Below are 14202 nucleotides of genomic sequence, written 5' to 3'. Positions count from 1 at the left end.
AGTTGCCAGAGGCGCCAAATCAAATGCCGCAGGACCGCGCGCCGCTCACAGGTCCAGATCTTCCCAATCGAAGCGGGTAGCGGTCCCGGATTCCCAATCCTGGCGCAGGATCGCGTAGGCAACCGAGGCGAGATGGCGCCCGTCGCCGGTGGGCCACGCCATCCGGTAATGCGCCTCCTTGAGGAATCCGGCGCGAAGAAAAGTCTTGCGCATCGCGATGTTGTCTTCCCTGGTTTGGCCTTCGAAGCGCAAGGTGCCGGGGAAATCAGTGAACACCTTGGCGGTCAATTCCCTCAGTACGAGGGTACCCAGGCCTGATCCCCGGTGCTTTTCCGCCAAGCGCAGGTGAAGCATGGGAGTGTCGTCTTCCAGATCTTCGAGTACTGCCATTCCCAAGCATTCTCCCTCGCCAATAATCCAGAATCCTTGGCGCTCGCTGTTCCAATATCTTCCGCTATCGACTAGTCGTCTCAGCTCCGGCTCTGTCCAGTTCCGACGGACATGGAATGGGAAGCTGTTGCTTGATAGAAAAGCGGCGATGGCACTGCTGTCTTCCGGTACCATTGCTGTGAACGAGATATTCATGGGGCCAGCCTATAGAAGACATGCCGGATCCAGTCAGCGTAAACATGAATCCGGTGGCGACAGCACCCGGCCGAATATCTGCTTCCATGTCAGGCCGCTTTCAATGAATCCAGAATCTCTTGCGTCGAAACCACCAGCGCAAAGCCGTCTCCGTGAAGATTGGTCGCCGTAACCTGCATCAGAGTGGCTGCCGGTATTACCGTGCCGTCAGGTCCTGCCAGATCAAAAGTTCGTGTGGCATCGAGAGGCACAATGACGTCAAATCCCAGATTTCCGCCCATCCGGGCGGTGGTTTCTACACACAAGTTGGTTTGGATTCCGCAAACCACGATCTTTTTGATCTGATTGGACCTCAGCCACTGGCCCAAATCCGGGGAGCCATAAAATGATGAGTTCACTGACTTGGTTACGAACAGATCAGGGGTGACCGCTTGCACCGATTCGTGAAGATTATTGCCGGGACTTTCCACGAACAAGGGCGAGTCCGAATTTCGGCTATCGTGCCTGACGATCACTATCGGCATGTTCTTTTGGGACCACTCCAAGAGAAGCCGATCAACGTTGTTCTCGCATTGCGGGTAGTTGGTTGTCGGGCCCCATGAGGTGTCGTAGAAACCCTGCTGCATGTCAACCACGATCAATGCGGTCTTTGTACTTGTCATCATGCTTCTACTTCATCAGGGATCGAGGAACCCAACCAGTGGCATAAATGACATGGTTCGATAAGATTGCGCCATGACCATCGTGGGGATTCTAGTTGGGCCGGGCCGTCGAGCATTTGATATCGAAGTTGCACGCGAGGTGTACGACGACCGAACCGACCGTGGTCTCCCCCGGCCCGCAGTTCGAATCCTCGCAGCAACCACGGTCACCGCTCTTGACCCGGTTCGCTCAATACGGCGCACACATCCGCTTGCTTCGGTGGAGCAACTCGACATGATGGTGGTTCCAGGAAGCGAGAATCCGCTCGCAGAACCTCACCCGCAGGAAGTGGCAGCAGTTGCACGAGCTGCTTCCGCCGGGGTCCTTGTCGCCTCGTTGTGTACCGGCGCATTCACACTCGCCGCTGCAGGACTGCTCGATGGGCGAAGCGCGACGACTCACTGGCGTTTTGCCAATGAACTTGCAAGGCGTTATCCAGAGGTCAACGTCAAGTCGAGGGATTTGTATTGTGGCGAGGACAAAGTATGGACTTCGGCTGGAGTCACCGCAGGAGTTGATCTATTACTCCATCTAGTACGTCTAGACTGGGGAACCAGCGCTGCAGAAACTATCGCGAAGGCCATGGTCACCCCTGTTTTCAGACCGGGAACCCAAGCGCAATACGCGGATACCAGCATCCCTGGGAATTCATCGCCGTCAGTTGAACAACTGCATCTGGCAGTCAGCCAAGATCTTCAACGGCATTGGAACGTCCAAGAACTAGCAGCGGTCTGCGCAATGTCACCACGGACTTTTCACCGGTGGTTCTCAGACGCGGTCGGGACAACACCTATTGCATGGCTCAATGATCTTCGAATCAGCGAGGCCCAACGCCTACTGGAACAAAGCGACCTGTCGGTTGGCGCCGTTGCCCGTCAGGTTGGCTTTGCTTCTGATGATCTGCTGCGCAAGCATTTCTCGTCGCGATTGGGGATCACGCCGACCGGCCATGCAGCGGCTTTCCGTCGACAACGTCCTTGATGAATTGCGCCTTGCCTCGCGCATAAGCGATCCTGTCATCCCCGACCCTCGTGGCCAAGTCCTGTTTCAGCTCGGCATATGCGGTAGCAACATTGGCGTCTTCCCTCAGTCGATCGCGGAACACCAGATGCTCGCGTTCCCAGACCGAACCGAGTTGGCACACGTGAACATGCACTGTTCGGGGCTCTCCCGCGGGCGGACGAAAGAAGAGATGGCCGGTCTCCCGTTGCCGCAGCACAAGCCCCAGCGCTTCGAGGCCGCTGCGGTACGCGGACTCTTCTGAAATATCCGGAACAGCTATTTGGAGGTCGAGAACTGGTTTGGCGATGAGGCCCGGAACTGCTGTCGACCCGATATGCTCTGCAGATGCCGCGGCAGGACCAATGGCGTCCTGGATGCGCAGCATCCAATCAGCGGCCTGGACGGCCCACGACGGATCATGCTCGACAAGCTGGACAGGTTCACCACCGGGCTTATCAAACCATTCGCTATTCATCTATCCAGTATGCCTCGATGCCGGAAGCCGGAAGGTGCAATTCCAGGCAGGTTCCACTTCGCCCTATCCAGCCGGCTGGCCGTTTTCACCCAGCACCGCTTCCCCGTCGGTATGCAGCGGGTTTTTCATCGTCGGCATCCACGCGCAGCGCGTCTGCATGCCCGACACCGCTTGCCCATCCCTGATCAGCACCGTGCCCAGCATCCACTGCCCGTCGTCGGTGACCTTTTCCATGGCTTCCGGTCCGGCCAGGTAGCCCATCATTTCTTGATCGTCCAGAGGCATCTCGCTCTTGGCGTTCGGGGCAGAATAGACGGGGATCGACACGGAAATGGTGTCGCCATTTGCCTCCGGGTGGCAGTATCCACCGTCGCCTCCAAGACCGTCCGTGCGCACGAGGTAGTACTGGTCATCGCCGGAATACTGTTTTACGCCTACCGTTCGAACCTGTTCCAGCGGGCCATTTTCCGCGCAGGCAGTATTCTGGAAATCGCTGCGCAGGTACTCAGTGACCTTGACGCCCTGCGTGGCTGGCACCACGCTCGCAACGGTGGATCCGCAATTATGCGAATAAGCGATCTCGCCGGGAACCTGGACTGGCCCCTCCTCCGTCGCAACCCAGGCAACGAAGTGCTCCCAATAGGCATTGCCGGACGTGCTGATGAACGATGCGACGGCATCGTCTACGCCGTCGCCATCCAGATCCGCGTAGACGATCTTGCCCAGCTCATAGCTGTTGAATTCATCGCTGGCTTTCGAATTCTCAAGACGGATCTTCGAGGGTTTGCCATCGAGCGCCATCGGATCCATCCAGGTTGCGTTTCCAAGATCCGCATCTCGCAGGGATTCGATCCCAGGTTCTTCCTTGCTCGGCGAAGGAACTACCGTTGGCGTTGAGGATTCCAGGTCCGGCTCTGGTTCGCTGCACCCAGTGAGCAGCAGCCCAACCGCGGCCACCGTGCTGAAAATTCTTGCTCCACGAGATGCATTGACCATGTTCAGATGATAACTGAATATAAAAACGACTCATAAAAACTTGTGCCATCAAGACCGCTTGCGTGTAATGCTTGTTAAAAAACGCCAGCCTCGGACTTCACGCTTGGAAGTCCGAGGCTGGCGCCAGGGCTGGAGTCCGGGGACTAGAGTCCCAGCTTCTCCATCACGATTTCGCGCACGCGGCCGGCGTCGGCCTGTCCGCGGGTGGCCTTCATGACAGGGCCCATCAGCGCACCGATGGCCTGCATCTTGCCGCCCTTGATCTTCTCGACCACATCAGGCATGGCAGCCATGGCATCATCCACGGCCTTGCCCAAGGCATCATCGTCATTCACCACAGCCAAGCTGCGCTTCTCGACGATTTCGCTTGGGGTGCCTTCGCCGGCGATGGCGAATTCCAGCACCTGGCGGGCGATCTTGTCGTTGATCTTCTTCGCCTCGATCAGCGAGTTCAGCTCAACGATGGTCGCAGCGCTCACGCCCAGATCGGCGATGTCCTTGTCCGCGGCCTTGGCCAGGCGGGCGATCTCGCCCATCCACCACTTGCGGGCCACAGCGGCGCTGGCGCCAGCGGCAATGGTCTGCTCGATCTCGTCGAGCACACCGGCGTTGACCACGTCGCGGAATTCCTTGTCCGCGTAGCCCCACTCGGCCTTCAGGCGCTTGCGGCGCTCGGCTGGCGGTTCCGGCAGGCGGCCGCGCAGCTCTTCGACCCATTCGGCAGTGGTGACGATAGGCACCAGATCCGGCTCCGGGAAGTAGCGGTAGTCATCGGCATCCGACTTCGGGCGGCCCGAGGTGGTCGAACGGGTGTCCTCATGCCAGTGGCGGGTTTCCTGGACGATCTTCGCCCCGGAATCCAGCACCGCTGCGTGGCGCTCGATCTCGAAGTGCACGGCGTGCTCCACCGCGCGCAGGGAGTTCACGTTCTTGGTTTCGGTACGGGTGCCGAACTTCTCCGCGCCCTTGGGCATCAGCGAGACGTTGGCATCGCAACGCACGTTGCCGCGTTCCATCTTGGCATCCGAAACGCCCAGGTTCTTCACGATTTCGCGCACGGCGGCCACGTAGGCTTTGGCCAGCTCGGGAGCGCGCTTGCCGGCACCCGTAATTGGCTTGGTCACGATCTCCACCAGCGGAACACCAGCACGGTTGTAGTCAACCAGCGAGTAGTCCGCACCCTGGATGCGCCCGGCAGCGCCACCCATGTGGGTCAGCTTGCCGGCATCTTCTTCCATGTGGGCGCGTTCGATCTCGACGCGGAAGACTTCGCCGTCTTCCAGCTCGATGTCCAGGTAGCCGTCGAAGGCAATCGGATCATCGTACTGGGAGGTCTGGAAGTTCTTCGGGGTATCCGGGTAGAAGTAGTTCTTGCGGGCGAAGCCGCACTTCTGCGCGATCTGGCAGTTCAGTGCCAGGCCGATCAGGATGGAGTACTCCACGGCGGTCTTGTTGACCACCGGCAGCACGCCGGGCAGGCCCAGGTCTACCGGGGTGACGTTGGTGTTCGGGGCATCGCCGAAAGCGTTCGGCGCGTCGGAGAACATCTTGGTCTTGGTGTTCAGCTCGACGTGGACCTCGAAGCCCAGGACCGGGTCGTAGCGATCCAGTGCCGTATCGAAGTCGACCAGTTCATCGGTGTAGTTGCTCATGGTGCCTAGGCCTCCTGCGCGATCGAAGCGGTGTCAATGGCTGGTGCCTGCGAGATCAGCGAGTGGCCCCACTGCTTCTCGAGCAGGGTTTCCAGTGCTGCGCCGGCACGGTACAAGCGGGCATCCTCGTAGGCCGGGGCCAGGAACTGGATGCCTACCGGCAGGTTCTCGGACAGGCCGCCCGGGACGGTGATGCCCGGAACGCCAGCGAGGTTGGCCGGGATGGTGGCCACGTCGTTGAGGTACATGGCCAGCGGGTCGTTGTCGTTCGCGCCCAGCTCGAAGGCGACGGTCGGCGCGGTGGGGGAAACCAGCACGTCGGCCTGCTCGAAAGCGGCCTCGAAGTCGCGCTGGATCAGCGTGCGGACCTTCTGCGCCGAGCCGTAGTAGGCGTCGTAGTAGCCGGCGGACAGGGCGTAGGTGCCCAGGATGATGCGGCGCTTGACCTCGTCGCCGAAGCCGGCGGCACGGGTGGAGCCCATGACGCGCTCGATGGTCATCGGGCTCTCTTCCGGAAGCACGCGGTGGCCGTAGCGCACACCATCGAACTTGGCCAGGTTGGAGGAAACTTCCGACGGCATGATCAGGTAGTAGGCGCCCAGCGCGTACTTGAAGTTCGGGCAGGAAACCTCGACGATTTCTGCACCGGCGGCCTTGAGCAGTTCCAGCGACTCGTTGAAGCGTGCTTGGACACCCTCCTGGTAGCCTTCGCCGGTCAGTTCCTTGATGACGCCAATGCGCAGGCCCTTGATGTCCCCGGTGGCGCCGGATTCAGCGGCGGCAACCAGGCCTTCGAGCGGGTTGGGCAGCGAGGTGGAATCCTTGGGATCGTGCCCGCCGATCAGTTCCTGCAGGTAGGCCGAGTCCAGCACGGTACGGGAGACCGGGCCGATCTGGTCCAGCGAGGAGGCCATGGCGATCGCGCCGTAGCGTGAGACGGCACCGTAGGTCGGTTTCACGCCGACGGTACCGGTGACGGCGCCTGGCTGGCGGATGGAGCCGCCGGTGTCGGTGCCCAGTGCCAGCGGAGCTTCGAAGGAGGCCACGGCTGCGGCCGAGCCGCCGCCGGACCCGCCCGGAATGCGGTTCAGGTTCCACGGGTTGCGGGTCACGCCGTAGGCGGAGTGCTCGGTGGAGGAACCCATGGCGAATTCATCCAAGTTGGTCTTGCCCAGCATCGGCAGCTTGGCAGCGCGGATCTTCTCGATCACGGTCGCGTCGTAGGGGCTCATCCAGCCTTCGAGCATCTTCGATGCGGCGGTGGTCGGCTGGCCCTTGGTGACGATCAGGTCCTTGATCGCGATGGGCACGCCGGCCAGCGGGTGCAGGGCTTCGGCCTGCGCGCCGCCGGCGGCACGGATGGCGTCAACTTCGGCTGCGACGGCGAGCGCTTCTTCGGCGTTCACGTGCAGGAAGGCATTCAGTGCGCCGTCAACCTCGGCGATGCGGTCCAGGTGGGCCTGGACTGCTTGAACGGAGGTGGCTTCGCCGGCGCGCAGCTTGGCGGCCAGCTCGGTGGCGGAAAGCTTAATCAGTTCGTTCACTTGGATTATTCACCATCCAGAATAGCCGGGACCTTGAAGCGGTCCGAGTCCGAATCAGGCGCGTTGAGCAGAACTTCTTCAATGCTCAGCGTCTGCCCCACCGTATCTTCGCGCAACACGTTGGTCAGCGGGATCGGGTGGCTGGTGGCTGGGACGTCGGAGGCGGCGACTTCGCTGACGGACGCGATGGCACCGACGATAGCGTCGAGTTCACCGGTCATTTTGTCCAGCTCTGCGTCGCTCATCTCGATGTGGGCAAGGTGTGCCAGATGCACAACGTCCTCACGGCTGATGGCAGACATGTATCTCCCTAGAATGGCGGTTGGGTTTCATAGACAAGTCTATCCCTTACGCGCCTGCCCCAATGCCTATATGCGGGGCATTAGTTATGCTGTGCGCAATACCAAACCGCTCAGGTCCTGGCCGAGGGCGTTCTCCCAGATCCCGATAACACCGGCTTCGGCGGGATCGCCGGCTACCGGTTTGCGGATGATCACCGCGTCTTTGCCCCGACTCTCGCCGCGGACCAGGATCCGCGGATCTGCGGTAAAGGACTCGGACCGGTGCTGCGGCGTGGCATTTCCGGCCAGCAGTTCACGTGCCTGGGCGATGAAAATGGGGTCGCCGGCGGCGTCATAGACAAAGCGGGTGCCCAGAATCGCGTGCTCGCTCCTTCCCAGGAGGTAGCGTTCCGCACCGTCAACCGGGGCATCCCGATAGGTCAGCGGAACGTGGTAAATCACGTCAGAGGTATCGCTGTGGTCAGCGTAGAAGCTCAGCTCGATACCGACTTCACCCTGCGGGTCTTCCAGACGGAATCCGCCAACACTTTCAAGTTTCGGCGCGCCCTGGCCGGTGTAGAACTCCTGCTTGGCCAGCCAGGCTGCCACCAACTCGGTCTTAGTTGGAGACATGGTGGTGTTGTAGACGATTCCCATGAGCTTAGTCTGTCAATTGCTGGTATTAGGCACAAGTGTTAGCGCAACGGTTCTTTGGCCAGCCGATAGCTCCTACGATGGTTTCATGCACACACATGAGCCATGGGATGAAGTTCAGCAGGCGCAGCAGTACGGGCAGAACCTGCTGCGGGATGCCGCCATTGAACTGCGCGAGTCCGAGCACGAGGACTTCTCGGTCATGGCCGGGTGGTGGAACGACCCGGCCTGGGCGGTGCTCCAGCAACGAACCATCAAACCGCGTCCCGGGGCTCCGCTCGTGGAAATATTCGCACAGTGGAGCGAGAACAAGCCCTCTTCCGGCGATGCCGGCTTCAGCATCTTCGAGCGCGGCAGCGGAACCTTCATCGGGCACATCACGCTGCATGGCGGCCAGTTGCCCCATCGCGCCGCTGAAATGGCGGTGATGATCGGCCCGGACTTCGTCGGCCAGGGTTTCGGCACCCGTGCCACCGCGTTGATGTCCGGCTATGGTTTCCGCGAGTTGGGACTGCACCGGATTAGCCTGTGCGTTGCCGCCTTCAACCAGCGGGCCATCCGGGCTTATGAGAAAGCCGGGTATACCCAGGAGGGGCGCCAACGCGAGGTGTACTTCCACAATGGCGTATTCCACGACCAGGTGCAGCTGAGCCTGCTCGCCGGCGAATACTTCGCCCAGCGGGGCTGAGCAGCACCCCGCGCTACTATTTGGCCGCTTCCTCCAGCATGGACTTCACCAGCGGTCCCGCCGTCTGGGCTCCGCCGTCTCCATCCTCGACGAACGCGGCAACCGCCAGATCGCCTTGGGCGGCGATGGCCCAGGCATGCGCGTTCTTTTCGCCGTCGTATTCGGCGGTGCCGCTCTTGCCGATGATCTTTCCGCTGCCTACTGCCTTCAGGTCCTCCAGGGTTCCGTGGTCCACGACCTCGGCCATCATGGTGGACAGCTGCCCTGCTTCCTCTTCGCTCAGCGTGGAAGCCGGCTTGGCAGGTGCCTGGGGTTCTGGCGCCAGGATCAGCTTGGGCTGCACCGTGGACTTCGCCTGGATCGATGCCATCACGGTGGCCATGCCCAGTGGCGATGCTTCCACCACGCCCTGGCCAATCATGTTCGCGGCCTGGGTGGTGCCTTCAGAATCTTCGGGCACCGAACCGAACACTGCGCCGGCACCGGTTCCGTCCTCTGCCAGCAAGCCGAGAGCAGCCGCGGCTTCAGCCAGGTTCTTGCCGCCAATTTCCGTTCCCTGATTCACAAAGACCGTGTTGCATGACTGCGCGATTGCTTCGGATAGCGGGATGGTGCCTACGGCGGCAGCAGGATAGCCGTCATAGTTCTTGAAGCTCTTGCCATCCACCACCGTGGTTGCCGGGCACTTGACCTCGGTGCCCGGTGTCGCTCCGTCACGCAGCATCGCCAAGGCGCTCACGACCTTGAAGGAAGAACCCGGTGCATAGGAAGCTTGCAAGGAGGTGTTCAGCCCGGAAGAAACCGGGCCCGAGGAGGCCGCGAGGACGCTGCCGTCAGAGGGCCGAATGACCACGATGGCAGAGTTCGATTCGGCTTCGGCCAGCAGTTCATCCGCGGTTTCCTGCAGTCCGGTGTCCAAAGTGGTCTTCAGATCCTTGCCTGCTACCGGGGCTGTGGTGATCAGTTCCGCTACCGCTTCATCTTCAGCGTTGTACTGCGATACCGAGACTCCTGCAGTTCCCGCGAGGGTGTCATTGTAGGCGGCTTGCAATCCTGATTGGCCTACCTGGTCACCGGCCTTGACCTTGCCTTCAGACTTCTCGATATTCTCGGCGGTGGCCTTGCCAACGCTGCCTAGCAGCGGGCGGGCGAAGGAGCGAGTGGGTGCCAAGGGCAGCTCGTCGTTGTGGAAGCCGGCACCCGGAATGCCCTTGATTTCCTCGTCGGTGACTTCCCGCGTTGCGTCGTCGCGCAAGACAATTGCTTCCACCCAGGCTTTGTCGCCAGCGGCCATCACTCGTTGCACATAGGCCTGTTCATCGATGTCCACGAGCTTGGCCAGTTTCTTCGCCGAGCTTTCCCAGTTTTCTTTTCCGGTGTGGGTCTTATCCATGCCAACACGAATCACCGGCCGATTGGAGACAATGCTTTCGCCTTCTGCATCGGTGATGCTGCCTCGTGCTGCAGGGTCGAAGGCCGCTTTGAGGTAGTCGCCGGTTTCGAACTCAGGGGCAAGAATTGACGGGTCAAAGCGCAGTTTCCAGGAATCGGATTCCTTGTCGAATTCCCACACAGCCTGGGTGTCGTAGCTCAGATCCTTGTCCGACTTGTCGATATCCCATACCGTGGTGATGCTCGCGGTAGCTGTCTTGACCCCATCTTGCTCTTCTTCGTCTTCGGCCACCGAACGAACGGTGCTCGTGTGCTTGATTTCGCCCATGGTGCCAAAGGCAGTTTCCTGGGCTTTCGCTGCATCTTTCGGGCTGGTCCCAGCGAATTGCACTGAGCCGAAATCGCCGCTATTCATGGCGGATACCAGTGCATCGGCCGAAGGCGCCGGGTCTGGCGCGCCAGCGCTGCAGGCACTTAGTGCGCCCATGGCCAGGGACGCAACGGACAGGGCGGCAACACTTCGGCGAATAGCACTCATGGCGCCATTCTATTCACGCGCTCGGACAGACCACAACGTGTGTCCGCCGAAGTCATGGGCGGTTCACCTGGATCCAGGCTGAATCCATCTTGGCTGCAGGCTATAGGCGTAGACAACCAATTCGATATCGGTGTTCGGCACAAACCAGTCGCGTTCGGGATAGTGGACGAATCCGAGGGATTCATACAGTGCCCGGGCAGAATCCCAGCTGCTGCCGGTAGTCAGGGAGACGGCATTGATTCCGGGAATGAGCCGGGCGCGCTCGATGGCGGCCTGCACCATGCTCCGGCCAACACCCCTGCGCTGCGCGGCCGGATCAACGCTGAGCATGCGGATTTCCAGCTCGTCCGCTCTGGCAATGTCCGCATAGTCGCTGCCCGCCCGGATCAAGGTCATGGAACCGATGATCTCTTCTTCCCGGCGCACCACGTAGATTTCGGTCTGGGCTGCACGCTCGGCCACCTTGCGCACGAAGTCCAGGTACTCGTTATCCGGGCTGTCGAAATGCCCAGCGGCAAAATAGGACTCTGCGGTCAGCTCCCCCACACGCTGGTAGTGCTCGGGAGCAGCCAGTTCAATCGACAAGTCGCCAATGCTGGTTGAAAAAGTTTGCGTGTCAGTCATGATGCTCCAAGTGTGCCACGAGCTCAGGGGGTTTCTGCACGTCACCGAGCCCAAGGCAAATGATGCTCTGGCTGAAATTTTTGCTGAGCAATTCTTCTCTGATCTGCAGTGATTCGCGGTGGGAAATAGTGCCTTGCGAATAACTTGGAGAAAAACTTGCCCGCAAGTTTGTTAATGGAGTTAACTAACCCTGTGACTTCCCCACGCAAGGACTGGAATGTGCTGTCGCACGGCAGCGCTATTTTGCCCTCCCATGGGAGGGAGCACAACCTCTCTCTGGTTCTGCAAACACTTTCGGACCAAGGCGCTTCGAGCCGTGCCGATCTGGCACGCGCTACCGGCCTGACACGTGTCACCGTCTCGGAACTGGTCGCGGAATTGATCAACCGCTCGCACGTCATTGAGACCGGGCAGCAAGAGCAAAAACGCCCCGGCAAGCCCTCCACCCTCGTCGATTTGAATCGCCCGGGGCTCAGGATCATCGGCGTGGACTTATCCGGCGTTGTCCCGTTCCGGGCGGCCATCATGGACCTGGATGGCGCCATCCTCAAGAAGTTTTCTGCCCAGGCACGCGAAGCAACCGGTGAAGCCGCGACGGTCCAGCTCCTGGAGCTGCTCGACACCGCACTAGCCGAATGCGACGCACCGGTTCTGGGCGTGGGCATTGGCTCGCCCGGTGTAGTGACCGATCGGGGAATTGTCCTCGCAGCCGAAAAGTTCGGATGGCGCGACTACGACCTGCGATCTGCGGTCGAGCAGGCTACCGGCCTGGCCGCTCATGTCCTCAATGACGCCGACTGCGCCATCCTTTCCGAGCACACGTTCGGCCAAGGCAGCGACCACATGATCTTGCTGCGCCTGGGGCGCGGTGTAGGCTGCGGCGTCATCACCCACAACACCCTGGTGCGCGGCTCGGATTTCGCCGCCGGCGAGCTGGGCCATGTCCGCCAGCGTGCGCAGGACACTGCCTTATGCAGCTGCGGGCAAATCGGCTGCCTGGAAGCCTATGCTTCCGTTCCTGCAATCTGGAAGTCCCTGGCCGAGGGGGAACCAAAGGAACAGCTGGATCAGCGGATCGCCGCGTATCTTGCTGGCGCACTTGCCCCGCTTCTTTCGGTACTCGACATTCGCGATGTCATTTTCACCGGGACCCCGGAAGTCGTGGATCAGCCTCTCGCGCAAGCGCTACGCGAAGCACTGGCCCTGCGCTCGCATACGGCACGCGCCGAGAACTTCCGGCTTTCGCTGAGCGAAGATCCAGAGCATCTGGTGCTCCGAGGTTGCGCGGTCAACGTGCTATTCCATGAACTGGGGATCACCTAGCGGGGCCGCCCGGTTTCTCCATACCTGTATTCCACTAATCATCACTGCCAAGATCGGAGAGTGCCCACCATGCGAGTGCTCATTGGTTCATCCCCTGAAGAAGTTGCACGCATCGCTGCCGACAACGTGTTGGCCGGCCTGGCCCACCACAGCGCTGGAGCCCCCTCGAATTTGGGGCTTGCCACAGGTTCGTCTCCGTTGGGCCTATACCGTGAACTTTCCCGTGCGGTCCAGGAAGGCCGTGCCGATTTCACCGATACCCAGGGTTTCGCCTTGGATGAGTACATCGGGATCCCGGACACCCACGAACAGTCCTACCGCCAGACGCTGATCAACGAGGTCTGCAATGTCATCGGCTTGCCTGCCCGCTGCCTGCATGTACCGCAGGGCATGGCCGCATCCGTGGAAGCCATCGAGACGGCGGCCCGGGCGTACGATGACGCCATCGCCCAGGCCGGTGGCATCCACGTACAGATTCTGGGCATCGGATCCAATGGGCATCTGGGCTTCAACGAACCAGGCAGCGCGCTGCGAAGCCGCACCCGCATCAAGCGCCTCGCGGCCAATACCCGTGAAGACAACGCCCGGTTCTTCGACGGCATCGAGCACGTTCCCACCCACTGCGTCACCCAGGGACTAGGTACTATTCTTGACGCCGGCCGCTTGGTCCTGGTGGCTGTAGGCGCGGGCAAGGCCCAAGCCATTGCCGCTGCCGTAGAAGGGCCGCTGTCAGCTTCCTGCCCGGCATCCGTCCTGCAGCTGCACCAGGATGCAGTGGTAGTAGTTGATGAAGCGGCAGCCAAGGGGCTGAAACTGCGTGAATACTACGATGACGCGGCTGAGGAACTGACCGTCGTAGACCTCGTGGTCAGCTAAACCGCCCAGTCAATGGCATACTGAAGCCATGGCCGTCTACTTTGAATGCGTTACGCTTTGCGGTGCTTCACGTGCCGACCTCTTCGAGAAATCGCTCAGCATCGACGCGCACGCCGGTTCAATGGCCGATTCGCAGGAAAAGGCCGTGGCGGGGGTTACCAGCGGCACTATCGGATTAGGCGAGCAGGTCACCTGGCGTGCCAAGCATTTCGGCATCCCCTTCCGGATGACCTCGAGGATTTCCGACCTGGATGCCCCGCACACGTTCACCGACCAGCAGGAGCGAGGGCCTTTCAAGTCCTTCCACCACGTCCATGAATTCTACGAGTCGGACCAGGGGACGTTGATGGTGGACAAGATCCGCTTCAGCGCTCCAATGGGTCCCTTGGGCTGGCTAGCCGAGCGGCTCGTGCTTGGCTGGTACCTGCCCAAGCTCATCCGGATCCGCAACGACTACCTGGTCAACGCGCAAGGCTAATCCTGCTCGCTAGCGGTCCTGTGGCTCGATGACCACAGCCCACTGGCGCACCGCGCAGGAGTCGGATTCCCCGCATTCTCCGGTCTGCGGCTGCGCCTGGACGATGACGGCCATCGGGCTGGGCAATTCACTGGCATCCACCGGAAGCACGTGGGTGAACGAACCGTCGGCGTTAACCGGGATTTTCAGATCCGGGCCTTGATCCAATATGGCTTCGCCCCGCTCCAAGATGACGGAGTACACGGTTGCAGTGCGGGACTGGAAGTTGGATCCGAGGGCTCATCGCCGTCGGCCTGCGAGGGGAATTATTGACGGCTCCACGTGTACAGTGGATTAGTCGCCACGACGGCAGTAAACCGCTACCCCTATCAAGGCCAATGACCCCGATGCAG

16 protein-coding genes are annotated in these 14202 nt (G+C 60.8%); 5 read left to right on the top strand and 11 right to left on the bottom strand.

Features of this window, described 5'->3' with window-relative positions:
• Positions 1-45: 45 nt before the first annotated feature.
• Positions 46-564: a GNAT family N-acetyltransferase gene (locus tag CQ012_RS07300; RefSeq protein ID WP_286134162.1), complete on the bottom strand. Its 519-nt coding sequence runs from the start codon at positions 562-564 to the stop codon at positions 46-48.
• A 110-nt stretch (positions 565-674) separates the two neighbouring features.
• A complete protein-coding gene (locus tag CQ012_RS07295; protein WP_208294210.1) occupies positions 675-1250 on the bottom strand; it encodes a cysteine hydrolase family protein in 576 nt (191 codons plus the stop codon).
• A 70-nt stretch (positions 1251-1320) separates the two neighbouring features.
• On the opposite strand from CQ012_RS07295, the gene CQ012_RS07290 reads away from it, so the two are divergent.
• A complete protein-coding gene (locus CQ012_RS07290; RefSeq protein WP_105657158.1) occupies positions 1321-2268 on the top strand; it encodes a GlxA family transcriptional regulator in 948 nt (315 codons plus the stop codon).
• Here the strand turns inward: CQ012_RS07290 and CQ012_RS07285 are convergent.
• The 6 genes from CQ012_RS07285 to CQ012_RS07260 all read right to left on the bottom strand — a co-directional run bounded on the left by CQ012_RS07285 (position 2222) and on the right by CQ012_RS07260 (position 7894).
• Positions 2222-2764: a GrpB family protein gene (locus CQ012_RS07285; protein WP_105661757.1), complete on the bottom strand. Its 543-nt coding sequence runs from the start codon at positions 2762-2764 to the stop codon at positions 2222-2224. The genes CQ012_RS07290 and CQ012_RS07285 overlap by 47 nt on opposite strands.
• A gap of 63 nt (positions 2765-2827) precedes the next feature.
• On the bottom strand, positions 2828-3760 hold the full coding sequence (locus CQ012_RS07280) for a hypothetical protein (RefSeq protein WP_146112253.1): 933 nt from the start codon (positions 3758-3760) through the stop codon (positions 2828-2830).
• A gap of 143 nt (positions 3761-3903) precedes the next feature.
• On the bottom strand, positions 3904-5412 hold the full coding sequence (gene gatB, locus CQ012_RS07275; RefSeq protein WP_105657155.1) for an Asp-tRNA(Asn)/Glu-tRNA(Gln) amidotransferase subunit GatB: 1509 nt from the start codon (positions 5410-5412) through the stop codon (positions 3904-3906).
• A 5-nt stretch (positions 5413-5417) separates the two neighbouring features.
• A complete protein-coding gene (gene gatA / locus CQ012_RS07270; protein ID WP_483561464.1) occupies positions 5418-6956 on the bottom strand; it encodes an Asp-tRNA(Asn)/Glu-tRNA(Gln) amidotransferase subunit GatA in 1539 nt (512 codons plus the stop codon).
• Positions 6957-6961: 5 nt separating this feature from the next.
• The gene (gene gatC, locus CQ012_RS07265) at positions 6962-7258 is read right to left on the bottom strand and encodes an Asp-tRNA(Asn)/Glu-tRNA(Gln) amidotransferase subunit GatC (protein ID WP_038989805.1); all 297 of its coding nucleotides are present in this window, start codon (positions 7256-7258) and stop codon (positions 6962-6964) included.
• A gap of 84 nt (positions 7259-7342) precedes the next feature.
• Positions 7343-7894, bottom strand: coding sequence for a maltokinase N-terminal cap-like domain-containing protein (locus tag CQ012_RS07260; protein WP_105657153.1), 552 nt, complete (start codon positions 7892-7894; stop codon positions 7343-7345).
• 85 nt (positions 7895-7979) lie between these two features.
• On the opposite strand from CQ012_RS07260, the gene CQ012_RS07255 reads away from it, so the two are divergent.
• Positions 7980-8579, top strand: a complete 600-nt coding sequence (locus CQ012_RS07255; RefSeq protein WP_181148823.1) for a GNAT family N-acetyltransferase — start codon at positions 7980-7982, stop codon at positions 8577-8579.
• Between the two features lie 16 nt (positions 8580-8595).
• On the opposite strand, the gene CQ012_RS07250 is transcribed toward CQ012_RS07255, so the two are convergent.
• Positions 8596-10509 carry a penicillin-binding transpeptidase domain-containing protein gene (locus tag CQ012_RS07250; protein WP_105657151.1) on the bottom strand — a complete coding sequence of 638 codons (1914 nt, stop codon included), beginning with the start codon at positions 10507-10509 and terminating at the stop codon, positions 8596-8598.
• Positions 10510-10572: 63 nt separating this feature from the next.
• On the bottom strand, positions 10573-11133 hold the full coding sequence (locus tag CQ012_RS07245) for a GNAT family N-acetyltransferase (RefSeq protein WP_105657150.1): 561 nt from the start codon (positions 11131-11133) through the stop codon (positions 10573-10575).
• Positions 11134-11325: 192 nt separating this feature from the next.
• Here CQ012_RS07245 and CQ012_RS07240 point away from each other — a divergent pair, with 192 nt between their 5' ends.
• From CQ012_RS07240 to CQ012_RS07230, 3 genes are all read left to right on the top strand, one after another.
• Positions 11326-12456 carry an ROK family transcriptional regulator gene (locus CQ012_RS07240; protein ID WP_181148822.1) on the top strand — a complete coding sequence of 377 codons (1131 nt, stop codon included), beginning with the start codon at positions 11326-11328 and terminating at the stop codon, positions 12454-12456.
• A 69-nt stretch (positions 12457-12525) separates the two neighbouring features.
• Entirely contained in the window at positions 12526-13332 is an 807-nt protein-coding gene (locus CQ012_RS07235; protein WP_105657148.1) for a glucosamine-6-phosphate deaminase, read from the top strand.
• A gap of 28 nt (positions 13333-13360) precedes the next feature.
• Positions 13361-13810 carry an SRPBCC family protein gene (locus CQ012_RS07230; protein WP_105657147.1) on the top strand — a complete coding sequence of 150 codons (450 nt, stop codon included), beginning with the start codon at positions 13361-13363 and terminating at the stop codon, positions 13808-13810.
• Positions 13811-13819: 9 nt separating this feature from the next.
• Here the strand turns inward: CQ012_RS07230 and CQ012_RS07225 are convergent, their stop codons facing one another.
• Positions 13820-14053: a hypothetical protein gene (locus CQ012_RS07225; RefSeq protein ID WP_105657146.1), complete on the bottom strand. Its 234-nt coding sequence runs from the start codon at positions 14051-14053 to the stop codon at positions 13820-13822.
• Positions 14054-14202: the final 149 nt, after the last annotated feature.

The organism is Arthrobacter sp. MYb214, from assembly GCF_002979865.1.
GTDB lineage: Bacteria > Actinomycetota > Actinomycetes > Actinomycetales > Micrococcaceae > Glutamicibacter.
This window is presented reverse-complemented; position numbering and strand designations above follow the sequence as displayed.

Bases quoted from the DNA above. Each gene is read 5' to 3' on its own strand.
- gatB (WP_105657155.1), bottom strand. From the start codon at position 5,412: ATGAGCAACTACACCGATGAACTGGTCGACTTCGATACGGCACTGGAT.
- CQ012_RS07250 (WP_105657151.1), bottom strand. From the start codon at position 10,509: ATGAGTGCTATTCGCCGAAGTGTTGCCGCCCTGTCCGTTGCGTCCCTG.
- CQ012_RS07230 (WP_105657147.1), top strand. From the start codon at position 13,361: ATGGCCGTCTACTTTGAATGCGTTACGCTTTGCGGTGCTTCACGTGCC.
- CQ012_RS07280 (WP_146112253.1), bottom strand. From the start codon at position 3,760: ATGGTCAATGCATCTCGTGGAGCAAGAATTTTCAGCACGGTGGCCGCG.
- CQ012_RS07295 (WP_208294210.1), bottom strand. From the start codon at position 1,250: ATGATGACAAGTACAAAGACCGCATTGATCGTGGTTGACATGCAGCAG.
- CQ012_RS07235 (WP_105657148.1), top strand. From the start codon at position 12,526: ATGCGAGTGCTCATTGGTTCATCCCCTGAAGAAGTTGCACGCATCGCT.
- CQ012_RS07245 (WP_105657150.1), bottom strand. From the start codon at position 11,133: ATGACTGACACGCAAACTTTTTCAACCAGCATTGGCGACTTGTCGATT.
- CQ012_RS07300 (WP_286134162.1), bottom strand. From the start codon at position 564: ATGGTACCGGAAGACAGCAGTGCCATCGCCGCTTTTCTATCAAGCAAC.
- CQ012_RS07290 (WP_105657158.1), top strand. From the start codon at position 1,321: ATGACCATCGTGGGGATTCTAGTTGGGCCGGGCCGTCGAGCATTTGAT.
- gatC (WP_038989805.1), bottom strand. From the start codon at position 7,258: ATGTCTGCCATCAGCCGTGAGGACGTTGTGCATCTGGCACACCTTGCC.
- CQ012_RS07285 (WP_105661757.1), bottom strand. From the start codon at position 2,764: ATGAATAGCGAATGGTTTGATAAGCCCGGTGGTGAACCTGTCCAGCTT.
- CQ012_RS07255 (WP_181148823.1), top strand. From the start codon at position 7,980: ATGCACACACATGAGCCATGGGATGAAGTTCAGCAGGCGCAGCAGTAC.
- CQ012_RS07260 (WP_105657153.1), bottom strand. From the start codon at position 7,894: ATGGGAATCGTCTACAACACCACCATGTCTCCAACTAAGACCGAGTTG.